This window comes from Clostridium saccharobutylicum DSM 13864, assembly GCF_000473995.1.
In the GTDB taxonomy this organism is placed as follows: Bacteria; Bacillota; Clostridia; order Clostridiales; family Clostridiaceae; genus Clostridium; species Clostridium saccharobutylicum.
In genome coordinates this window covers 1,099,503-1,123,966 of record NC_022571.1, presented here as the reverse complement: position 1 = coordinate 1,123,966, position 24,464 = coordinate 1,099,503, and the positions used below count along the sequence as shown (strand labels likewise).

Sequence of the window (24,464 nt, the reverse complement as noted above, 5' to 3'; positions counted from 1 at the left end):
GTACATTATTTATTAGTTTGTTCCGTTTTAGGTGGATACTTACGTTCAACAAAAATCTCTACTCTTCTATTTTTTGCTCTTCCTTCTTCTGTTGAATTATCATACTTAGGCTTTTGATCTCCATAAGCTTGAATTGATACTTTTTCCTGACTAATTCCTCCTGAGCTAACCATAAAATTCATTACATTTATTGCACGCATTGCACTTAAGTCCCAATTAGAACGGAATTTCGAATTACTTATAGGGACATTATCAGTATGTCCTACAACCTTTATTTCGTTATCCAATCCTTGTAACATTCCAGAAATTTTTGTTAATAACGGATTTACATTTTGTAATACATCCGCCTCACCAGAATTAAAAAGTACAATATCTTGTATTGCAATATCTAAACCATCATTATTAAGTTCAACTTTAATTTTATCTGAATAGTTTTCTTTTGAAATTTCATCATTTAACTGTTTCTCAATTTGAGTCATTTTATCTTCTTCATTCTCAGAATCACTCTTACCTGTTCCTTCTGAAGTTTCTTCCATTGGAACTACCGAATTTCCATCATTATTCATAAAAGATGAACCACCAGCAAAAATAATATTAAACTGTTTACTCATCTGTTGAAGCTTTGCTTTATCAGTTTGTCCCATAGCGAACATAACAATAAAAAGTGCTAACAAAAGAGTTAACATATCTGAATACGGAAGAAGCCATGCTTCATCAACGTGCTCTTCATGATGCTGCTTTTTTTTAGCCATAGATATTCTCCTTTAATTTAGTTATTATTGTTTTCCTCAAATCTACCTCTTGATTTTGGTTCTAACATTCCTACTAACTTTCTTTCAATACTCTTTGGATTATTTCCAGCTTGAATATCTAAAATTCCTTCAAGAATAATATTCATATTATTTACTTCTACAAGTGATTTTCTCTTCAATCTAGATGAGAATGGATGACAAATTACATATCCAGTAAAAATACCATAAACAGTAGCAATAAACGCTGAAGATATACTTTCTCCAAGCTTGTCAATATCATTAAGATTTCCAAGGGCACCAATTAATCCAATAACAGCTCCTAAAACTCCAAGCGTTGGAGCTGTACCACCTGCTGATGCAAATATTGCAGCACCAACACGATGTCTCTCTTCCATACTGCCAATTTCCGTTTCTAATACTTCTCTTATAAGTTCAGGTTCTAAACCATCGACAACCATTTCTAGCCCTTTTTTCATAAACTTATTCTCTAAGCCTTGAACTGTACTTTCAAGTGACAGTAACCCATTTTTTCTAGTTGTTTGAGACATTTCTACAAGCTGTGCTATAATTTCAGCTGGATCTTCCTTATTCTTATCAGAAAAAAGAACACCTATTATTTTAGGAATCTTAAGAACTTCCTCCTTTGGAAAAGAATTTAATATAGCCATTATACTACCAACAATAATTACCATTACTGCTTCACCACTTAATAATACAGCTATACTAGCGCCCTTTAGAAGCATTGCCGTAATTACAACCACAAAACCTCCAATTAGACCAATAATTAAAAAAATGTCCATTTTGTACCTCCTCAAATATTTGTCTATTTTAGATATTTAAAATTTCAAGAAATAGTATTATTCTTATAATGTCTAATAGGTCACTTCTCACATAGATTGTTGCCTAATATTTCTCAAAATGTTTTAAACATATAATACTATACTTCTCATAAACAGAAAGCTATCTTTCTGCAATTCTTTCGATATTATTTAACTTCTAACAAATCACATTTTTTTACTATATATTATATTTCGTTATTTTTTTCATTTACTTTAATAAATTTATTAATTTTAGTTATTATTTCATTATAGATTATAATTTTCTTACTAAAATGCCACAATATCCGCACTTTTAAATTTATAAAACAATAAAAAGAGCCATAATAAAAAAATTATTATAACTCCCTATATTTATATTAAACTTTAAAGATATGCTTCTAAAGTTGTTCTTCATCATTGTCATTTAATAACAAGCTAAATTTTTTCAATCCGCAAATTATTTTTTCCACATCTTCCGAATCCATTTTCCTTATGGAGTTAGTTATTAAATCAGAAAGGACTATTTTTTTCATAGTGCATATATCATTGTTTTTTCTAAATTCTTCGGAAATTGATAGCTTTACAATCCTACGATTATCTTCAGGTATTTCTCTAGTTACAACTCCTTGTTTAGCTAAACGATCAACTATTCCTGAAACTGTACTTTTGCTTAACATCATATGTTCACTTAATTCATTAAGTGTTATTGACGGAGTGTTATATAGATGGAAGATCACTGAAAGCTGAGGTTCTGTAAATCCATATTGTTTTGCAATCTTTTCAAATTTACATCTAAGAGCCTTTTTTATATTTTTAAATGCTTCAATTATCTCATCTGATTGTTTTTGAACTAATTCATTATTTGCACTGGACAACTCTTTCCGAAAATTCACTTTCTTCACCTTCCTAATTTATTTTTTATAATTATTTTCTTGTTCTCATAAACAAAGTTAAAATTATAGCTGCAAATACTATGACAACTGTTACCATAACGGCATACGACATACCATCTAAAGTAGCTTGACCTTGTATCATTTTGACAAGCTGCGATACTGAATAAACTTTAGCATCACTTTGGGATAAACCCGAATGCATAAATACTTTAGTTAAAGTACTTATTGTATCATTAGATGTTTTGTTGTACACATTTATTTGTTCTGCTAGTTTTAAATAGTTATAATCTGCCCTTGATTGCATAATAGTAGACATTATAGTTATGCTAAGTGAACTTGATATTTGTCTTATAGTATTATTAAGTGCTGATGCCCTTCCAACTAATTTTGTTTCCACAGCATTCATTCCTGCAGTACTAATTGGCATCATGGCAATTCCCAGTCCTACTGATCTCATGCAGGTAATAAATATTATATGCGATTTACTTGAATCCATACTTATAGCATTTGCCAGTTCATAAGAACTTATAGCTAATATTATAAGTCCAGGTATTACAAGAGGCTTTGCTCCAATCTTATCAAACGCATTACCACTTATGGGCATCATAACACCAACCACTAGAGCAGAAGGCAGCATAATAAGACCTGTCTGCATTGCTGTGTAACCTCTTACATTTTGTAAAAACAGCGGTAAAATATAAGCTCCTCCCATAAGTGCTAATGTTAAAATGCTGCTTATAATTAAACTTAGACTAAAATCAAATAGCTTAAGAACTCTCAAATCTAACAGCGGATCAGGATGAGTAAGTTCATTTACCACAAATAATACAAGGCTTAAACATCCAAGAGTCATTAACATCGGATTTTGTATTTTTCCCCAATCAATTGAAGATCCTTCTCCAAGAACATACAATATACTAACTATTCCAATTGTAGAAGATAGAAATCCTATTATGTCAAAGGATTTAAATGGCTTTCTTTCTACTCCCTTTAATAAAAAACCCGCCATTATTACCCCTATTATACCTATAGGTACATTAACATTAAAAATAAGTCTCCAATCCATCTTTTCAATAATATATCCACCCAATGTAGGTCCTATAGCTGGTGCTGCCATAGATGCTATTCCCCAAAATCCAAGAGCTAGTCCTATCTTTTCCCTAGGAAACATTTGATATATTATGGACATTCCTACTGGCATTATCATACCACCACCAAGAGCTTGAACTATACGGAATGCTATCATAGTTCCACTACTCCATGCAAATCCACATAGCAATGATCCTAATGTAAACATCCCCAATGCAAACATATAAATTTTCTTAGCTCCAAAAATATCTTGAAGATATCCTGTTAATGGTATAATTGCGCCAAGTGTTAATGTATAACATGTCAGTATCCATTTTGCATCATCTAATGGCATACCAAAAACAGACATCATCTTAGGAAGAGCAATGTTAACTATACTACTGTCTAATATAGACATAAAGGTTCCTATTACAACTACACCTAACGCCAACCAGCTGCTTAATAATCCCTTATTATTCTCTTCCATCATACCACCTCATTACTTAACATGAATTTTAACAACTGCATTAGTTCCTGGAAGTATCTTATTGTTAAAATCATCAAGTTGAATTTTTATAGGTACTCTTTGAACTACTTTAGTAAATGTACCACTAGTTGATGATGGTAAAAGTGATAAAGCGGAATTACTTACTTCTCCTATTGATTTAATCTTTCCACTAAACTTTTGTGAATCATACTCATCTATAGTAATATCAACATTTTCTCCAACCCTTATCTTTCCAATCTTTGTTTCTTCTATATTGGCTGTTATATAAAGTTTATCAGGATCTATTAAAGTAAATAAAGTTTGACTTGATGCTGCAAGCTCTCCAACTGTACCTTGTTTCTTTACAACTATACCATTAATAGGAGATCTTATTAATGACTGTTCTACACTTGTATCTGGAAGGCTATTCATTTCCTGACGTGCTAAGATCTCATTTTTTGTAACTTTATCACCTTCATCTACATTTAGTTCTAATAATTTTCCTTGAATTTGTGGATTTACGTTAACTAAATCCGCACTTACTTTTGCATCTTCAGTTGAAACATAATATGTATTTTCATACCAATAATAAAATCCTATGCTCCCCAATGCTACCACAATTGTAACTAAAATTCCAATAATCAATATTTTACGCTTTGCATTCATATTAAAATCACCTCTTTTCTTATTCCTTTAATCCTATTTCAGCAAACATACCTGGTTTAAGTTGTGAATTTGGATCTGATAAGCTTATTTTAACCAAAATATTCGTACTTTGAGAATTTAACTTTGAATTTATAAATTCTATCTTTCCATTAAATTCAACACCATCCACTTCAGATACTTTAACAACTACATCCTGGTCTTCCTTAAGTTGACTCACAATATCTGATGGTGCATAAGCATTTACATATAAACCATCCAAATTCGATATTGAAACAATTGGTGAACCTGCTGATGCAATCTCACCTACATTTATGTTTTTTGCATTTACTACTCCTGAAATTGGAGATGTAATAGTTGTATTGCTTAAAGCTGTTTGAGCTGTTTTTAATGCTGCTTCGGCTTGTCCAACTTGTGCTTTATAAACATCTATACTAGTTTCTGTTGCTCCATTCTTTAACATATCTAATTGTTCTTGCGCTGATTTTTGTTGCGATTCTGCTGCTACACGTTGTTGTTCAGCTACTTCTAGTTGCTGTTGTGTTTGTGCACCTGCATCAACTAAAGTTTTTGTACGATCATAATTCTTTTGTGCAACTTTATAGCTTTCAGTTGCACTATCTAGAGTTGCCTGCGCTTGTTCTATTTGTTCAGGACGTGTACTATTCATAACATTTGCTAAATTTGCTTTTGCTGTATTAACAGCGGCTTGTGCTTGATCTACCTGAGCCTGCAAATCCTGTGTATCCATTTTAGCAATAACATCTCCCTGATTTACATTTGATCCAACGTCAACAGATATTTCTGAAACCTTTCCAGAAATCTTTGAAGATACGTTAGCTTGATCATTTGCTTGAATCTTCCCAGCCATTATGTATTGATTTTTAGTTTGTTGTTGATTATTTTCAGTTGTTTGCGACTTATTATCTGTACTACCATTATTTGTAGCACTACATCCACTTAACATAGTCGCTAAAATCAAACAAACTATAATAGTTTTTTTCATAACTAATCCTCCCCTACGTGAATTATTTTCATACATATTGTTCGTATACTAACTGTATGTATTATACACCTATATTTTTCTATCTTCAAGACATTATTCGATATATTTTTTTATTTAACATCTAATTACGTCATTATATTTTCTCTCCATATTACATTATGTTATAAGAAATTCTACATATTGTCGTAACATTCATAAAGTCTACACCATATTATGTATATAGAAATATATATTTCTTTAAATAAAAAATATATTATGAGGTGAACTAAATGAATTTAGATACCCAAAAACACGAAGCAGCTAAGCCTACTTTATTGATGCAAGAATCATCAAAACTCTTATTTAGAATTCCAGTATTCTTAAGTCATCCAAGTAGACTTAATTCTATTCAACAACAATTTGTTGATAATATAATTAGGCAAATAAGAAAAGCTTTATTATTCCCACGTACCTTACCAATTTCTGAACAGTATCCTGAAACTCCATTAACAAATATCAGAAGAATGATGTTGTCAAGTTATGGATTTATGGCACTTAATCTACAGCAACGCCAAGTAAATGTAATTCAAAACAACCTTGGAGAACCTCAAAATCAAACAATTTGGGAAGGAAGTCCATTTGCACAAATTGAACCCGCAATGGCTTATCAATACGGACTTCCTATTTTACTCATTAGAGAAACTGGAGTAGAACAAAACGGAATTTGGTCATTTGGCATTGCACCATTTTTACTTTTAGAATGGAACCCTAACGTTTCATTTGAAGATTTCTTTAAGAGCAATGCTTGGTTAGAAATCTTTCAAAATTGGATATCTCAAGTAAGAAATGGATTCTATATTCAAACACAACCACAATTCCAATATACTTGTAATAATGATACTGTAAAATAAATTAAGCACTATTACCAGAAAAATATTTTAAGGAGATATGATAATTATGGAATGCATTAACAATTCAATTATTTTACCAAATCCTATAACCCAAATAGCTAGTATGCCTTATGCTTTATATCTTTCACTACAAGGAAAATATTTTGTAGGCAATACTGGCAATCTCGTGTTTGATAATGGCAAAAAAGCTTGGGGCGGACTAATAAATCCTCGCCATTCTGGAGTTAATCTTCATCTTTATGTTTGGACTGTTACTAATTACGGTGACTCACCAATAAAAGCGCAGATATGGTTTAATTCAATCCCACGCGGTTGTCCAACAAAATCTAATTTAGTAACTCCAGTAAATACTGCTCTGTGCCCATTACCTAAGCCAAAAGCAAAATTAATTAAAGAAAATAATGTTACTAAATATCCTCAAGACGGAGTTAATGCCTTTAATAGAATAGCCCCACCTGACTCTACAATTGCAGAAGAAGAAGATGGAAAATTTATTTTTCCCCCTGGTGGTTCATTTATTATTTTGTTATCTAACCTTGAAACACCAAACAAACCTGCAAAAGGCAATATTGCACTTGGCTGGTGGGAAGAACCTGTAAATAATTCGGATAAAATAATTTACTAAGCCACGTGAAAAAAAATAACAGACCAGTATGCTTGCCTATTTTGCGTCATACTACGTAAGTAAAATCAATTAATAGACTCACTATGAGTTGATTTTACTTTCTAGTCTGACACTAAATATGCGCTGCATCCTTGATCTATTATTTTTTTCATATGCCTTATATTACCTTTTATAATTGTTAAAATTCAAATATATAAATATTCTGAATGTAAAATAGACGTCTGAGATATAATGTTTCAAGATTATGTTTCGATTTTTTCCACCCATTTGCAATTATATCATTATGACTAATTATCTAATCTCCTTTTCTTATATACATAAGCAAAAGCAACTCCAGAAATTACTATCCAAATTAAAATTACAAAAATACCATATGCATGTTCAATACTTATATTGGAACCTTTAAATATCTTATCTAATATAATATTAATATTATAATTAGGCAAAAATACTGCTATTTTTTCTATACTTTCATTAAATTTTGCATACGTTGCTATAAACAAAAAGAACATCATAACAGGCATAGCTATTATATTCGCTGACAATTGATTTTGAGCAATTATTCCTAATATAGCACCAATCTCTATCATACTAACAACTACCAAAGTAGTTAGAATTACATATTTCCACAAATATTGAATATCTATTCCAACAATAAAAAACATTATTATATCTATGATTACTGATACTAAAAGTATAGTAATCATCTTTCCAATTAAAAATTCTAAAGGTGTTACCCCTGAAAGTATAAGATTTCTAAGAGTGTTTTTCTCTTTTTCTTCAGCAATCATTGCAACTATACTAAAACAAGATACTAATAAAAAATTTATATTTATACATAAAAGCAATATCTGCACTTTATCAATCTCAACATTCGATGTATTTCCTTCAAATAACTTTAAGTAAATAATACAAAATATAATTGGAAATGCACACATCATTACAATATTCATATTTTTACTCAAATCTTTTATTTCTTTTTTAATTAATGCATTTACTCTTGTCATTGAAAATTCCATTATAACTCTCTCCCCGTAATTTTTAAGAATATTTTTTCTAAACTTGGCTCCATAGAATGAATTGTAAGCAGACGTCCTTGCTCCATCCAATCTTTAATTTTTTGAGCACCTTCTATATTATTTTTAAGTAAAATTTCTTTATCTGAACCCTTTAAGATTACCTTTATATCATCATTTACATATTTTAACTTCAAAGTTTGCGGACTTCCTATATCGACTATTTCACCAAAATTTAAAAAAGCTATCCTATCACAAAGCTTATCTGCTTCCTCCATATTATGAGTTGTTAAAAATATTGTAGTTCCTTCCTCATTAAGTTTTCTAAGAAGTTTATGAATTTCTAACGTTGATCCTGGATCTAAAGATGAAGTAGGTTCATCTAAAAACAATAACTTAGGTCTATGAATTACTGCTCTTGCTATCATGAGTCTTTGCTTCATACCCTTTGAAAGCTTTTTAGCTTCCTTTTTTATCGCTTCACTTAATCCTATCTTTTCTAATATTTCCAAAACATTATTTTTAGGAACACCATTTATCTCAGCAAACAACATTAAATTATCTAGAACTGATAATCTATCATATACTCCACTATTATCAGATAGTATTCCGAAATATTTAAAAACATCTTTTTTATGTTCATTCACATCTTTTCCAAATACTTTAATCTCACCACTATCTGCTACTAATTGAGATGTCAACAATTTAATTATAGTTGTTTTTCCTGCTCCACTTGGACCTAAGAATCCAAAAATTTCACCTTTTTCAATACTGAAAGTTAAATTTTTCAAAACTTTGTTTCCTTGAAATTCCTTTGTAACATTTTTCATAAAAGCTATATTCTGCAATTTAAAACCTCCTTCTGTTTTCATAAGTCAATTATCACAACAATTGACTATAAAAAACATAAAATTCCCTTAAAAAGAGTATTTTAAATATTAAATGGAGCATATATTTATGTAAATAAATCAACTTTTCAAATAAGGCATGTAAAATCTCTAAAATTACAATTTTAATATAGCCCTTAATTCTTCCAATCTTCCTTTTGCTAAAGGGATAGAACTCTTTACTTTATCATCTAGACTTAAACTATAACTATTTCTTGTCCAAGTAATAACTTCTCTCACTTTTTGCAAATTCACAAGATAAGATCTATGACATCTAAAGAATCCAAAATATTTTAATCGTTCTTCTAAATTAGTAAGTGAAAGATTACACGGAAACTTATCACCTCTAATAAATAAGTTACTAATTCCTTGTTCACTTTCTATATAATCAATCTCTTTAGGATCAAATAATAATATTCTCTCATCTAGTTTAGCAGCAATTTTTTCAATCTCATAAGTTGGTTTTTTCTCTTCAATTTTTCCCCCATCTTTATTCAATTGCCCTATATTATTATCTAACTGAAGTAGACCTTCATCATTTAACCTATAAGCTTTTTCTCCAAGCATCAAGGTATCTTTAAACAACACTGAGGTAATTAATACTGCTGTTCCATTAGAACGTAGTTCCTCAATATTTTCTGCTATTATTTTAGTGCCTTCTCTATCCATATTAAGAATAGGCTCCTGAAAAATCAGAAGTTTCGGTTGCTTTAATCTTTCCCTTGCGAAACTCACCATTCTTCTTTGAGAATAATTTAATTTTTTTATTTTTACATTTGCAATATCTAATAATTCAAACTTTATCATTATATCTCTATAATCTACCTTCGAACATAATATACTGTTAAAAAACTTTAGATATTCTTCTACAGTACTTCTCTCATAAAAAGCATCTTCCCTTGGTATGATTCCAATATTTGTACTGCCATTTTTAACATACTCTAAATTCTTTATATCTTCTAAATATATTTCACCTTTCATTTGCAATTGTTTTCCCAATACTAAATCTACCAGTAAATCACTCATCTCATTGCTACACTCTATACTTATAGAACTTCCTTTTTTTAAATTAATACTTAAATCATTTATTATATTATTTTTTTGTTTTTTATATAAACTTTCAATTTTTAGCATAATAACATCCTTTCAGACTCAATATTACAATTTTACCATAAAAATCAATAACATATTAAAATACTTAAAAATATGTTTTTAAAAACTTCAAGTGAGTGTTTAAGCACATGAAATAAAATAGAAAATCCGAAATTCCCTAATAAAAAATAAACTTGGTAAATCGACTTATTATTTTTTTGAATCTACTAATTTCGAATCCAAATTATATAATATATATTTAACTACAAACTTCTTATAGATATTTATATAGCAAAAACCCACGCAAATTATAAAACATAATTCACATGGGTTTTATAGCAAAAAAACTCTAATGAAATCAATTACTTTTTTAAAAACTTATACATTTTTAATTAATATATGCACTTTTTATTCTTCTAATTCATCTGAAAATACTCTTTCTATATGCATTGCAAGATATCCGATTTCTACATCCTTAATTTCTCTATTTAATCCACGGCCTAACTTCCTACATATATTTTCAGCAATTTCAAATGACTTTGGAAATCTTTCACTAATATAATCATTCATATTAAGTTTTATTGTTTCATCCTTTAATGTTCTCGCTGCCATATATTTAATGTGGCTCATAAGACGATTATAAGATAATGATTCAATATCAATTTTCTTTCCAGTATTTTGTTCAATAGATGTAATACAATCTCTAACCAACATTGCTGTTTCCATTGCCTGAGATATCTTTTCATTTCCTAAACTAGAATGAATATGAATAGCTATATAACCAATCTCATCTTCGCTTATCTCAATATCTTCTACTTCTTTTATAATGTTTCTTCCTTTGCATGCTACTTCATATTCCTCAGGAAATAAAGCTTTAATATCTTGTGTTAATGGATTACTTATCTGTTCATTATTTTTTATTCTTCTTATTGCAAATGCAATATGATCTGCAAGTGGGCATAAAATGTTCTTATCTACTTTTTGGAATTTCTTCTCTGCTTCCATAATGATTGTACTTGTGATTTCTAGGATTTGAGGGTCTATATTATTTATTATTTCTTTAGCTGATCCTCTATCTGTTTCTTGTTGAAGCAGATAAATTTGAGCATTTTCCGGTGCTTCCATACGCTCATTCACCTTTTTCCCAAAACCTATGCCTTTTCCAAGCAAAATATATTCCTTCTGCGTATCCATATTTATAGCTAGTACACCATTATGATTTAATGACTTTATCACTCTGAACATTTTACGCCTCCTCTTACATGTTATTCAAGCACATCAATTGCTATTAAGTCTTCTCCTGCCTTTATATCACCTGTTTTTAACAAACGTACTTTTTGTTTGCTGCTTAATGCTGTACAAATGCATGGTGATGCAATAGATGGTGCATTTTCTTTTATAAATTCTAAGTCAAAGCTTAATAATTTATCACCTTTTTTAACTTTGTCTCCTTCTTTTACGAAAGTTTCAAAGCCTTTTCCATCAAGCTTTACTGTATCTATTCCTATATGAATAAGTAATTCAAGACCATCAGTTGTTGTTAATCCTACTGCATGTTTTGATGGGAATACAAAACTCACCTCACCATCTGCTGGTGCTACAACATCTCCATTACTTGGAATTACTACCGCTCCGTCTCCCATCATTTTGCTTGCAAATGCTTCATCTGGAGCTTCTGATAAATCTTTAGCATCTCCTGTTAATGGACTGCTTAAAACTATTGTATTAACAACTTTTCCTTCCGCTTCCTTTTCAGTTGGCATTTCAGGTGCTTTTTCTTCTACTGCATCTATAGCAACTTCTTCATCAGGTGCTGCAATTAAATAATCTTCTAAATTAGATTTTATAACTGTTACTCTTGGTCCATATATAATTTGAACACCTACGCCTTTATGAACTACTCCTGATGCTCCAGTTTGTTTTAATAAAGCTTCATTTACTAATTCTGATTTAACAACTGTACAACGTAATCTAGTTGCGCAACAGTCAACATCTGAAATATTCTTCTTACCACCAAGACCTTGACAGATCATAGCTGATAATTCATCTATACTTTCACTTTCTCCATTATCTGCATTATTACCTTTTTTCTTTGCATCTAAATCGCTTCTACGATAAAGTTTAACTTCTTCAGAATCATCACGACCTGGAGTCTTTAAGTCAAGCTTCTTAATTAAGAAAGAGAACAATACATAGTATACTACAAAATATGCAATACCTACAACTGCAACCCAAATCCAACTTGTCTTAGCATTTCCTTGTAAAATACCAAATAAGAATAAATCTATAAATCCACCAGAGAAAGTCATACCAACTCCAACATTTAACATATGCATAAACATATAAGCTAGTCCAGCAAATACGCAGTGAATTCCATATAATAATGGTGCAACAAATAAGAATGTAAATTCAATTGGTTCTGTAATACCAGTTAACATCGAAGTTAATGCTGCTGATAATAATAATCCACCTACTACTTTTCTCTTTTCTGGTTTTGCACATCTGTACATCGCAAGCGCTGCTCCAGGTAAACCAAATATCATAAGTGGGAATTTACCTGACATAAATCTTGTTGCTGAAACACTAAAGTGTGTTATTCCTGGAGTTCCAAGTTCAGCAAAGAAAATATTTTGAGCACCTTCAATAACTTTCCCACCTACTGTAGCTGTACCACCAACTGCTGTTTGCCAGAATGGTAAGTAAAATACATGATGAAGACCAAAAGGTATTAATAAACGTTCCATTAAACCATAAAGCCATGTTCCTGCATATCCTGATCTTAATACAAGATCTCCAACTTTATAAATACCACCTTGAATTGGAGGCCAAATATAAAACATTAAAATTCCAACAATTAAATATGTTATTGCACTTACAATTGGAACAAATCTAGTTCCACCAAAGAATGATAATACCTGTGGTAATTCAATTTTATAGAATTTATTATGTAACGCTGCTACTCCAAGCCCTACAATAATACCACCAAAAACACCCATTTGTAATGAAGTAATACCAAGTACTGAAGTTGATGCACCACTAAGAAGAGCATCAGTTCCACCATTAATATTAATCATAGCACTTATTGATGCATGCATTATAAGGAATGCAATTGCTGCTGATAAAGCTGCAACATCTTTTTCCTTTTTAGCCATACCAATTGCAACACCCATTGCAAATAATAAAGGCAAATTGCCAAACACTACATTTCCTGCTGCATTCATTACAGAAAGGATTGAATAAATAAATGTACCAGGTCCGATTAACCCAGTAAGTCCATAAGCTTGAATCATTGTTTCATTGGTAAATGATCCACCTAAACCAAGAAATAATCCAGCTACTGGTAAAATAGCTATTGGAAGCATAAAAGATCTTCCTACACGCTGTAAAATACCAAAAATTTTGTCTTTCATAACATTTTCCCCTTTTTTAAATATTTTTTGTATATAGGGATGTTTTAGATGCTTTGTGCGCAAAAAAGCATCAACTAACATAAACATCCTCAAATATTTATGTATAGTTAATGCCTGCCTACCAGTTACATACTATATCATTGTTTTTTATTCTATCATATTCGTCATTACTGGTCAATATTATCACTACAATATATTATGTACTTTTTGCTTTAAGTACATAATATAACAATAGAAAATCTAAAATGCCATTATTATTTTTCATCATGCACGAGAGCAGACTAATCTTATACTAATCCTATTATCCACTCTGATGATGCATTATGACTGAAAGTAGTTTTTTGCAGATTTACTTGTTATTTTTTAATATGACTTATATATTTTCAACAAATTATTATATACTATTTTATAAAATTTCTTGAATAATTCTGCAATATCCAAGTCAAACTAATTTATATAAATTAAAGGAGTATTGAAATATGTTTGTAGATAGAAAAGATGCAGGACAAAAAATTGCTATTAAACTTGAAAAATTCAAAGATGAAAATCCTATTGTTCTTCCCATTCCAAGAGGAGGAATACCAATAGCTTATGAAACTATTAAAAAATTTGGATTCGAGTGGGATTTAATTATTCCAAGAAAAATTGGATTGCCTCATAATAAAGAAATTGCCATCGGTGCTATATCTCTAGATGGATCATATCTATTTAATGAAAGATACATAAATATGTTAAACATATCTGAAGAATACATAAAAGCCGAAGTCTCTGAACAAATAGAAGAAATTAAAAGAAGATTAAATAAATATAAAGGAAATGACAATTTTCCAAATGTAAAAAATAAAACAGTAATAATTATTGATGATGGAATTGCAACTGGTTTTACTATACAAGTTGCTATAGCATCAATTAAAAAGCATGGCGCAAAAAAAATTATTTTAGCAGTACCAGTGGCACCACATGATACGATTTCAGTATTGGAAAAAATTATCGACGAAGTTATCTGTTTGCTTATACCACATGAATTTCACTCTGTTGGTTTTTATTATAATGATTTTAAACAAACTACTGATGATGAAATCTTTAGTCTAATCTGTGAATTAAACAAAAGATAAACCATCATCTTTAAGACCGATTAAATTTCAGTACAGCAATCATCCAAAGCTTAGTTATTCACCATACTTTTTGCTATATTTAACCTGTATTTTTATATTTGGATGCACTTTGCTAAACTGACTAATCACAAAATAGCAGCTTGGACACGGTTCCCATTTACTATATAAAATAAGATTGCCTTCATTCTTTAATACTTTTGATTCTATCTGTTTATGTATTTCTTCAAATATCTTTTTTTCACTATCATTAACTCTATCATAACCTATCCCTAATTCACCTAACTTATTAACTTTATTACTTTTAAAAACCGCTTTCTCTTTAGATGGCGCTTTGTAATATTTTTTTATATCATTGCTACCACTTATTGCTTTAAACTCCTTATCATCATATATCGCTACCGCTATATTTATGGAATCCTGCAATGCTTTGCTTTGATTTATTTTAAAAGTTGTTTTTTCATATTCATCAACTTTTGTGTATTTATTAAGATTTTTTATTAAACGTCGTATTCTAGGTATATTCTTACTTAAATACTGATGATATTCTACAGTCCCCTTTTTCGCTTTAATATATTGATAATTTATCTGTTTGGGCATTTGTATAGATAGTGTCTTAATTTTAGTTTCATGATCATATTTTTCTTTTATCCCTTCATTTCTATTAAGGACTATCTTTTTTAATAGTTCAATGTCTTTTGCATAAATATACTCATTATCCAGTTCTTTTTCCAAAACTTCCAATATCGATTTTTCTTCTTTATTCATTATTGTAGATATATTGCTTTTTATTTCTTCTATTACATTTACTATATGTTCAACATTATCTTTAACTTTTTGTTCACGTTCATATTCAACTCTATCTATATTTAGTTTTTTTATATTACTTATTTTTTGGCATAGTTTGTTATGTTCATTTTCAAATAATATAATTTTTTTGATATAGTCTATAAAATCCATTACATCATTTGCTCTATAAGTAACATCAGCCTCATTAATGCATATGTGTACCCTCTCCGCTATAACGTTATCTATATCAAAAATTTTAGTAATTTCCTGTTTAAATTTTTCTTCATCAAATTCATTTATCTTATATCCTTCTCTTTTTAACGCATCTTTAAACTCATTTAGATTGTTAATTTTTATTCGCTCTTTTTTTACATTCTTTAACATCGTACTTTTTTGTATCATATTAACCTCTTATCTTCAGCATCCATGTTATAAAATTTAAACCTAATTAATATCATAGTTTTCATTGCATTTTACTTGTAACCATATTATATCCAAGAACTTAAATAAGTAAAACATATTTTACATAAACAGACAATGAATTAAACTTATGCTTTGTAATATAGCAACTGAGAAAAAGAATACAGCTTCTTTGGGTAAGTTATCACATAAGCCTAAATTCAAAGTTGTTTATCTACAGAAATCAAAAACACCGTAAAATTTCTGATTGAATAATACGATGTTTTAAATAATTATTATCTTTTATATGCTAAATTATTATTTACATATATTTTACTTCTTTATCGGAATCCAAAATTCACACTTATAATCATCAGCAAACATATCTCCCACAGGATAAATCTCAAGTTCTGGTGCACAATCATGCTGATATCCCATTGAAGGCATCCATTCGGAATATATCCTCCTTAGAAGTTCGTGTGATGCTTCAGGCAATGGTCCAACCGATTCGAATGCTGCCCAAGTTGCTGCTGGTATAGTTGTTGAAATATATCCTTTTGGAAGCGGTTCATTTATTTCCTCAACTGCTATCATATAGTTAAATTCCTGTGTACATTTATCAAAATCCTTAGATACACCGAGAACACCAAAGTTACCAGCCTTTGATGAAAGTAACTCATACGAGCCATCATTCATACAGTCATACCAAAACTTAGGCACCTGATTAAAATTTTGTTCATCTGCCATAGTTATTCTTGTTTGTTTACCTACTACCTTAAAGCTTCCTTTATCAAAAATCCTATAATTCATCTCTTTATCTCCTTTTATCGAAATATGAAAGGTTAGTTTTGGATATGATTTCAAATTTACTCCCGACTCGCGCGCTGCCGAAGGGCTTATTCCATACATTTTTCCAAAAGCTTTTGTAAATGCTTCAGGCGTTTCATAACCATACTTGTAGGCCACATTAATTATTTTTTTCCCAGATACAATATCTTGAGCAGCAAGTGTAAGCCTTCTTCTCCGTATATATTCCCCTATTGTAACACCCGTTATCATATGATACATGCGTTGGAAGTGAAACGTAGATGACAAGGCTACCTTCGCCACTTTTTCAATATCAATCTTTTCTGTAATGTGATCCTCTATATACTCTACTGCATTATTCATTGCATTAAGCCAATCCATAAAGCATCTCCTCTCTGTCTATATATTAAATATTTTCTAATTGTTTGTCCTATCTTTAAATGCTGTCTTATGACAGATTTGAATTTTATATTTTTTTGTTATCTATAACACTATAGTAAAACTTTTGATTAATCACTATAAAAATTATATTATCACTATTTTATGTCCTAACCAAATTTTATACTATATCAAAATCTATAACTCAATTAAACAGATAAAGTTAATATAGATATCCAATTTAAGAACTCAACTTATTTGTGGTTAATATCTCCACTAGAAAGAGGAAATATTCTTGTGTAGTAGGCCTTTGGAAATAAGTTGGTAAGGCTTCTTAGTTGTAGGTTGTTTCACTTTAGCTTGTCACATTGAAAATGGGAGCATGCTAAAGTGAGCACAACCTACAACTTAGAGCCTTCAACGTCATTTTCATAGTCCTACGTAACAAAAATATTTCTGATTTCGGTTATTTACCACATAAGTATGATTTATAGTTTGGATATCTATAACAAAAAGCTCTAGCATTTTGAGCTAGAGCCTTTGTCTTTGAGTAATTTAATTTCTTAATTCTTATTATCATTCGTATTGCTATTCGTTCCAGAATCATTACTATTTCCTTGATCACTATTAGCTCTTTGACCAGCATTCACTCCCATATCACCATTCATTCCTTTTCCTCCACTTGCACCATTATCATCATTTGTTCCTGGAGCTCCATTCATTGGTGAACCACCAGTCATGCCTTGATTTCCATTTGACCAATGACCACCATTCATTCCTGGTCCACCTTTTTTATCATGACCTCCTCCAAAACCTGCCCCCATAGTTGAAACAGAATCAGAACTTATGTTTTGAGATATAATTGCTGAAGTAATTGACTGATGAAAAATCAATAACATTGAACAAGTAAGCAAGAACATAGCTGCAAATATTTTATATCCTGTTTTTCTCATATTCCTATCCCCTTCTTTTAAATGATGATATATACTTTAATAAATTTCTTTTTGACATAAAATCATATACATCCTTATATCCCATGTATGATAAAACTATTAATAGCGGATATACTGGATAAATATATCTAGACTTAATTTCCCATAAAATATAGAATCCAACAAACCCTAAGATAACTAAAATTAAAAATACTTCTTCAAATTTTTTAGATTTCATTCCATTTATTAATCTAATAAAAATAAAACAATACATTAGGAAATTCATCACATATGATATCCAAAGAATTCCACTTCTATATTTTGAATCACCTTTAAATAAATTTGAAACATATGTATCATAGCTATATCCACTAGCTGTTACCATATTCATCTTCATTCCTTGACCTTGATTAAATGATGCTTCACTTCCAATACCATCTCTCTCTAATTGATATGTTCCTTCTGTCCAAGTCCATACAATCTTCTTATAATACATTTCTGCTAAATCACTAAAAGTCATATCAGATAATTTATTTTTAATCTCTTCTTTAAACAATTCCGTACTTTTTTCTTTATTGTAATTTCCTTCTCGCTCATAAATATTATAACTCTGCATATTATCCCAATACCCAAATGTTTTTTCATTTATTCCCATATTAAGCCACATATATATTGGTGCAGAATTTTTAGTAACAGATTCATTTACAATATGAGTTGATTGCAAAACAGCATTTTGAGTCCAACTTGGAATATTAAACAACACAGCTAGTACACAAAAAGATGTCATTAGCTTCTTAATTCCGATTATCTTTAAATTTAGCGAAATATAAAGAACTGTTGCTATTAAAATAATAACTCCTACACTTCTAAAATAATTGCCAATTGATAAAAGAATTGAAGCAATAATAATATACTTTAAAGATCTCTCCTTTACAAATTTTATTATAAAAAATATAGCACTAGTAAGAAATGCTGTACCTATAATATCATTATATATAAAATTACACATGAATAAAGATGGTATGTATGTTGCAGCAAATATTAAAACACCATAGTCATTTTCCTTAGACTTATAATTTACCTCTTTGTATATTAAATAAATCATTAAAGTTGTAACAAGAGTAAATATTATATTAAAAATCTTTATAACCAAATAGTTATCCGGAAATATAGCTAACAAAGTTTTTAAATATAATACGATTGAAAAATTAAAAGGAAACATGTATAGATATCCACCGCTTTGAAACGTAGAATAATCATTCTTATATAACATATTCAAAGCCAAACCAAGCACCGTTTGAGAATCAGCTTCAGTTAATTTAGTAAATGTAAATATAATAACTATTTGAATCACAAAGCTAAACAGCAAAGTCACTGGAATTACAATTTTTTTACTATACTTATTAAATTTCAAGCATAATTTATATAAAGCTATACTTAACAAAGTTAATAGAACTATGAAGAAAATAAAAATACCAATTTTTTGACTTTGAAGAATGGGAGCATCACCATATACAGTTGAATTATACTTTGCTCTAATAAAAAATGATGATCCTATAAAAAGTCCTATAAAAAAAATTAATACTAAATATATTGTTTTTTTAATTACTTCTAACATATGAAAACTCCTTTATGTGAATTTGTTATCTAAACTTGACCTATAATTAAGAAATATATTATAGAACTAGATTGAGTATCGCTATTTTATGTTTACTGCGTTTTTATATAACGAATTTTTTTCGCATCAGATGCTTAGTTACAACACAAAACCCTTGTCAATTTTAGTATAATTAAGTTTTCTGTAAGTTAGCTTAACAAATATAAAAATTTTTAAAAAAACTCACAATAACACAAAATGTGTTGCTGTGAGTTTTATAGTTTCAAATATTTATTTATTACTTTACCTAAATCAATATTTTTATTTAATTATGCTACTTCTTCAATTGATTTAAGATATTGTTCGCCTTCTTTAGCATCATATTGTTTTTCCCATTTAGATATAACGACAACAGCTAATGAGTTTCCTATTACATTAACAGTAGTTCTTGCCATATCAACAATACGGTCTATCCCTGCAATAAAAGCTACTCCTTCTACTGGAATTCCTACAGAACCTACAGTCGCTAATAAAACAACGAAAGATGCACCTGGTACTCCTGCCATCCCCTTTGAGGTAAGCATTAATACAAGTACTAAATTAATTTGAGTAGAAAGTGGTAAATGAATTCCATATATTTGTGCAATAAAAAGTGCTGCAATTGCTTGATATAAAGTAGATCCATCTAAGTTAAATGAATATCCAGTTGGAATAACAAATGACGTAATTGCTTTTGGACATCCGAACTTCTCCATCTTTTCCATTAGTTTTGGTAAAACCGCTTCAGAACTTGCTGTAGTATACGCTAAAATAATTTCATCTTTTAAAATTTTTATAAGTGATAAAATACTTGTTCCTGATAATTTCGCCACAAAACCAAGCACAACAAATACAAAGAAAATCATAGCACAGTAAACAGTTATAACTAATTTTCCTAACGGTATTAAGGAAGCTAGTCCAAATTTAGAAACTGTTACACCTATTAAACCAAACACCCCTAATGGCGCAACTTTCATAATTTGATTAGTTACCCAGAACATTGCATCTGCCACACCTTGACAAATATTAAGAACAGGCTTTCCTTTCTCCCCGATTGCAGCAACGCCTAAACCAAACATTACTGAAAAGAATATAATAGGAAGTAAATCACCTTTTGCAAGTGACTCAAAAATATTAGTTGGAACAATATTTATAAATGTATCCATAAATCCATGATTAGATGCAGCTTGCGCTGTACTCATATATTTATCAATACTAGTAGTTGAAAGTTCACTAATATTTACTCCATTTCCTGGATGAGCTAAATTAGCTACAAGTAAACCTATTATAATAGCAAATGTAGTTACTACCTCAAAATAAAGTATTGTTTTCCCACCAATTTTACCTACTTTTTTAATATCGCCTACACCTGCAACACCAACAACAAGTGATGAAAACACAATAGGAACAACGATCATTTTAATTAAACGGATAAAAATATCTCCAAATGGCTGTAGGTATGATACAACAACTGGATTACCATAGAAAATAGCTCCTACTATAATACCAAGTATAAGTCCAAGTATAATTTGAATTGCTAGTCCTGATTTTTTCATTTAATAGCCCCTTTCAGCTGTATATAATCTAATTTTTTCTCTTCTTGCAAATTCTCAACACTTGACTATGTGCAAGAAAGTTACATGCAAAAATTCAATTCACAGACTATAGTATAACATAAAAAAAATAATTTTTCCTTATGTTTTTCAATTTTAACAGGGCAAATGTACGCATTTTATCTTTTTTCTTAAGGAAATCTTTAAAAATAAACTTCTATAAACAAGTTATGATTTAAAAACAATCTTTTTATTTCTGTGTCATTTCTGCAAGCTTTTCATTAATTAATATTCTTTTAAATGCACTTAACACATTAAATAATACGAATAATAATACCAACTATACAATATTTCAAAAATCTCTTTCTCCATTTATCCTTAATGTTATTATGAATTTTTATCACAATAGATTAATTATTCTAACTCCATTTTTATAATATTAACTTAGCATTAATTATAATAGAATTCTTTAATTTTAGTATATTGTTCATAAAAAATCCTGCGTACTTTTTATGCATTAACAAATCACATATCTTTATTATTTACTTCTGAATTTGTTTTATCTGCATCCTTAATTTAATCTTTTAACTGTTTTATACAGTTTTTTCATGTACCTAAACTTTCCTGTTACTACTACTTTAAACACCAAAACAATAATCTAACAGTTATATTGCAATTCTGTAACTTAATTGTGATATAACTGTTACTTGAATGACATAAACAACAATTATTATATGTGTATAGAAATACTTTTTTATTATAAATACACTATTTTGTAATATATCAATAAAGCAAAATAGATTTTAGTTTATGCATAAATCTACTAGATTCAGAACAAATTGCTATTGTTAAAAATATTTACAACATCTTTTATAAATAATGAAATGGATATTTTACTGAGGAGGTAATTATAGTGACAGATAAAATAAGACTTAAAAAGAAAAACTTTGGCATAGGTATAATTTTAATATTATCTTCAATATTAAACTTTGCAAATTTAGGAATAGAGGGTTATGCTAATACTTACTATTCTGCAGGCGTAAAAAGTATGATGATGAACTTTAAAAATTTCTTTTTTGTATCATCTGATCCTTCAGGTTTTGTAACTGTTGACAAACCACCCGTGGGTTTTTGGTTACAAACTATATGTGCAAAAATATTTGGTTTTAGCGGATGGAGTGTTATACTTCCGCAAGCACTTGCTGGAGTAATATCAGTATGGTTAATATATTATATTGTGAAAAGATCTTTTGGAAATCTAGCAGCATTAGTTGCAGCATTATGTCTTGCAGTAACACCTATTTTTGTAGCAGCAAGTAGAAACAATACAATAGATAATCTATTAGTTTTATTTTTGTTACTTGCATGTTTAACTGCTTCTATGGCTGCTGAAAAAGGCAACCTTAAATATCTTTTATTAAGTTTAGTATTAGTTGGTATAGGTTTTAATATAAAAATGGTGGAAGCTTATATGATAGCTCCTGCAATTTTTATAACATACTTTCTTTCTTCTGCTATCTCTTACAAAAAGAAATTTAAACATCTTATTTTAGGTACAGTGATTCTTTTTGCAGTATCACTTTCCTGGGCTTTAATTGCGGATTTGGTACCAGCAAATAGCAGACCTTTTATCGGAAGCAGTACCAACAATTCAGTTATGGAACTAATAATAGGTCATAACGGTTTAGAAAGAATAGGCATAGGCGGAAGAAATGCTAACAAAGGAAATTGGCAACAACAACCACAAGATCAATCACAACAACAACCACAACCACAACACGAATTAGACAAACAAGATAATGCATCACAAAACCAACCATCAGGAGCTAGAGGCGGTGGAATGGGAAATAGCTCAAAAACTGGTATTACAAGATTGTTCTATTATAATAATTTATCTGATCAAATATCGTGGTTATTACCTTTTGCTATAATTGGTGTTATAGCAGCCGCAATAAAAGAAAAAGTTAATTTCCGCTTCGATAATAATAGAAAGTTATCATTGTTATTATGGTCTATGTGGTTATTGCCTGAATTTATATATTTTAGTTTCTCAAAAAATGTAACTCACACATATTATTTAACAACAATGGCTCCATCAGTTGCAGCTCTTACCGGAATTGGACTTAAAGCTATGTGGAAACTTTATAATGAAAATGGATGGAAAAAATATCTTTTACCATTAGCCCTTATTGTAAATGGGCTTATAGAAATGCTCATATTATCTCCTAATTATAAGACTTCAAATGGTTATAAATGCACTCTTATAGTAACAGGAATTTTATGCATAGGAGCTTCAACACTATTATTTATAAATGCTGCCATAAACAGAAAAGCTTCGATTAATAATCAAAAAGCATCTAAGAAAAAACCAAATATAGTAATGACTAGCATTGCTTTTATTGGAATTTTAACCGCTCCTACAGTTTGGTCATTTACTACATTATTCTACCCAATGAATGGAAGTAGTCCTGCTGCTGGATTAGAACTTGCATCAAGCAAACAAAACAGAAATTTTACTAGCAGTAACAATTCAAAACTTATACAGTTCTTAGAAGATAATAAAGGAAATGAACAATACCTTGTTGCAGTCCCTTCTGCAATGACTTATGCTTCTGATTTAATACTTAAAACCGGTGAACCTGTTATGACTATCGGTGGATTCAGCGGATCAGATAAAATATTATCACTAGATGAATTTAAGCAATTAGTTACTAGAGGAGTTGTTAGATATGCAATTGTGAGTGATAAAGGTCATATGGGCGGTGGAGCAAGTAAATCTAACTCAAACAATGATATTATGAACTGGATTGCAGCAAACGGAAAACCTGTTCCTGACAGTGAGTGGAAAGATTCAACTAATTCAGATATGCAAAATAATAACCAAAAAACTAGTGAATTTGGCGGCGAAACAAGTTCAGTTAAATTATATGATTTAGCTCAATAATGTTAAACCACAACAAAAAAATATTTTAAGATCTAAAAAGCAATTTTATAAATTATACATTATTCCTTGTTATAACGAGGAAGAGTTTTACATCAAACTGCTAAAAAAATAATTTAAAACAGGTAAATTCTAAACTAATTCTATAAATTAATAAGCTCCACAATTCTGGATAGGAATTGTGGAGTTTATTATTAAGGTTAATCACTGAGCTATAATATTTTCATACAAATAATGCACATCAATTCATCCTATTGTCTCTGCAATAAATTTATTCTGTTCATCTCATCAGCAATAATTTAATAAAATC

General features: G+C 29.6%; 20 protein-coding genes. 4 read left to right on the top strand and 16 right to left on the bottom strand.

Annotated elements, in window-relative coordinates; translation table 11 throughout:
* Nucleotides 1-5 precede the first annotated feature (5 nt).
* The 6 genes from CLSA_RS04955 to CLSA_RS04930 form a co-directional block, all read right to left on the bottom strand.
* A complete protein-coding gene (locus CLSA_RS04955) occupies nucleotides 6-752 on the bottom strand; it encodes a flagellar motor protein MotB (RefSeq protein WP_022744314.1) in 747 nt (248 codons plus the stop codon).
* Nucleotides 753-769: 17 nt separating this feature from the next.
* Complete coding sequence (gene motA / locus CLSA_RS04950; protein WP_022744313.1) at nucleotides 770-1,552, bottom strand: flagellar motor stator protein MotA; 783 nt, start codon at nucleotides 1,550-1,552, stop codon at nucleotides 770-772.
* Between the two features lie 416 nt (nucleotides 1,553-1,968).
* The gene (locus tag CLSA_RS04945) at nucleotides 1,969-2,463 is read right to left on the bottom strand and encodes a MarR family winged helix-turn-helix transcriptional regulator (protein ID WP_022744312.1); all 495 of its coding nucleotides are present in this window, start codon (nucleotides 2,461-2,463) and stop codon (nucleotides 1,969-1,971) included.
* A 31-nt stretch (nucleotides 2,464-2,494) separates the two neighbouring features.
* Nucleotides 2,495-4,018 (bottom strand): DHA2 family efflux MFS transporter permease subunit, encoded by a 1,524-nt coding sequence (locus tag CLSA_RS04940; RefSeq protein WP_022744311.1) that lies wholly within the window; start codon nucleotides 4,016-4,018, stop codon nucleotides 2,495-2,497.
* A gap of 12 nt (nucleotides 4,019-4,030) precedes the next feature.
* Complete coding sequence (locus tag CLSA_RS04935; RefSeq protein ID WP_022744310.1) at nucleotides 4,031-4,684, bottom strand: HlyD family secretion protein; 654 nt, start codon at nucleotides 4,682-4,684, stop codon at nucleotides 4,031-4,033.
* A gap of 19 nt (nucleotides 4,685-4,703) precedes the next feature.
* Complete coding sequence (locus CLSA_RS04930; protein WP_022744309.1) at nucleotides 4,704-5,687, bottom strand: HlyD family secretion protein; 984 nt, start codon at nucleotides 5,685-5,687, stop codon at nucleotides 4,704-4,706.
* Nucleotides 5,688-5,956: 269 nt separating this feature from the next.
* On the opposite strand from CLSA_RS04930, the gene CLSA_RS04925 reads away from it, so the two are divergent.
* Both CLSA_RS04925 and CLSA_RS04920 read left to right on the top strand, forming a co-directional pair.
* Nucleotides 5,957-6,577: a hypothetical protein gene (locus CLSA_RS04925; RefSeq protein ID WP_022744308.1), complete on the top strand. Its 621-nt coding sequence runs from the start codon at nucleotides 5,957-5,959 to the stop codon at nucleotides 6,575-6,577.
* A gap of 46 nt (nucleotides 6,578-6,623) precedes the next feature.
* Nucleotides 6,624-7,202: a DUF6143 family protein gene (locus CLSA_RS04920; protein ID WP_022744307.1), complete on the top strand. Its 579-nt coding sequence runs from the start codon at nucleotides 6,624-6,626 to the stop codon at nucleotides 7,200-7,202.
* A 287-nt stretch (nucleotides 7,203-7,489) separates the two neighbouring features.
* Here the strand turns inward: CLSA_RS04920 and CLSA_RS04915 are convergent, their stop codons facing one another.
* From CLSA_RS04915 to CLSA_RS04895, 5 genes are all read right to left on the bottom strand, one after another.
* On the bottom strand, nucleotides 7,490-8,221 hold the full coding sequence (locus tag CLSA_RS04915) for an ABC transporter permease (RefSeq protein ID WP_022744306.1): 732 nt from the start codon (nucleotides 8,219-8,221) through the stop codon (nucleotides 7,490-7,492).
* Nucleotides 8,221-9,090 carry an ABC transporter ATP-binding protein gene (locus tag CLSA_RS04910; protein WP_022744305.1) on the bottom strand — a complete coding sequence of 290 codons (870 nt, stop codon included), beginning with the start codon at nucleotides 9,088-9,090 and terminating at the stop codon, nucleotides 8,221-8,223. Before CLSA_RS04910 ends, CLSA_RS04915 begins: the two co-directional genes overlap by 1 nt.
* A gap of 132 nt (nucleotides 9,091-9,222) precedes the next feature.
* Nucleotides 9,223-10,239 (bottom strand): LytTR family transcriptional regulator DNA-binding domain-containing protein, encoded by a 1,017-nt coding sequence (locus CLSA_RS04905; protein ID WP_022744304.1) that lies wholly within the window; start codon nucleotides 10,237-10,239, stop codon nucleotides 9,223-9,225.
* Between the two features lie 366 nt (nucleotides 10,240-10,605).
* Nucleotides 10,606-11,442 (bottom strand): PRD domain-containing protein, encoded by an 837-nt coding sequence (locus CLSA_RS04900; RefSeq protein WP_022744303.1) that lies wholly within the window; start codon nucleotides 11,440-11,442, stop codon nucleotides 10,606-10,608.
* A gap of 20 nt (nucleotides 11,443-11,462) precedes the next feature.
* Nucleotides 11,463-13,607 (bottom strand): PTS sugar transporter subunit IIABC, encoded by a 2,145-nt coding sequence (locus CLSA_RS04895; RefSeq protein ID WP_041716091.1) that lies wholly within the window; start codon nucleotides 13,605-13,607, stop codon nucleotides 11,463-11,465.
* A gap of 479 nt (nucleotides 13,608-14,086) precedes the next feature.
* Between CLSA_RS04895 and CLSA_RS04890 the strand changes: the two genes are divergently transcribed.
* The gene (locus CLSA_RS04890) at nucleotides 14,087-14,722 is read left to right on the top strand and encodes a phosphoribosyltransferase (RefSeq protein WP_022744301.1); all 636 of its coding nucleotides are present in this window, start codon (nucleotides 14,087-14,089) and stop codon (nucleotides 14,720-14,722) included.
* Between the two features lie 54 nt (nucleotides 14,723-14,776).
* Here CLSA_RS04890 and CLSA_RS04885 read toward each other — a convergent pair whose 3' ends face one another.
* The 5 genes from CLSA_RS04885 to CLSA_RS04865 form a co-directional block, all read right to left on the bottom strand.
* The gene (locus CLSA_RS04885) at nucleotides 14,777-15,910 is read right to left on the bottom strand and encodes a deaminase domain-containing protein (RefSeq protein WP_022744300.1); all 1,134 of its coding nucleotides are present in this window, start codon (nucleotides 15,908-15,910) and stop codon (nucleotides 14,777-14,779) included.
* Between the two features lie 330 nt (nucleotides 15,911-16,240).
* The gene (locus CLSA_RS04880) at nucleotides 16,241-17,095 is read right to left on the bottom strand and encodes an AraC family transcriptional regulator (protein ID WP_022744299.1); all 855 of its coding nucleotides are present in this window, start codon (nucleotides 17,093-17,095) and stop codon (nucleotides 16,241-16,243) included.
* Nucleotides 17,096-17,655: 560 nt separating this feature from the next.
* On the bottom strand, nucleotides 17,656-18,045 hold the full coding sequence (locus CLSA_RS04875) for a hypothetical protein (RefSeq protein ID WP_022744298.1): 390 nt from the start codon (nucleotides 18,043-18,045) through the stop codon (nucleotides 17,656-17,658).
* Between the two features lie 4 nt (nucleotides 18,046-18,049).
* Nucleotides 18,050-19,642, bottom strand: coding sequence for a glycosyltransferase family 39 protein (locus tag CLSA_RS04870; protein ID WP_022744297.1), 1,593 nt, complete (start codon nucleotides 19,640-19,642; stop codon nucleotides 18,050-18,052).
* Nucleotides 19,643-19,950: 308 nt separating this feature from the next.
* The gene (locus CLSA_RS04865) at nucleotides 19,951-21,216 is read right to left on the bottom strand and encodes a cation:dicarboxylate symporter family transporter (RefSeq protein WP_022744296.1); all 1,266 of its coding nucleotides are present in this window, start codon (nucleotides 21,214-21,216) and stop codon (nucleotides 19,951-19,953) included.
* A 910-nt stretch (nucleotides 21,217-22,126) separates the two neighbouring features.
* Between CLSA_RS04865 and CLSA_RS04860 the strand changes: the two genes are divergently transcribed.
* Nucleotides 22,127-24,157: a glycosyltransferase family 39 protein gene (locus CLSA_RS04860; RefSeq protein ID WP_022744295.1), complete on the top strand. Its 2,031-nt coding sequence runs from the start codon at nucleotides 22,127-22,129 to the stop codon at nucleotides 24,155-24,157.
* Nucleotides 24,158-24,464 lie beyond the last annotated feature (307 nt).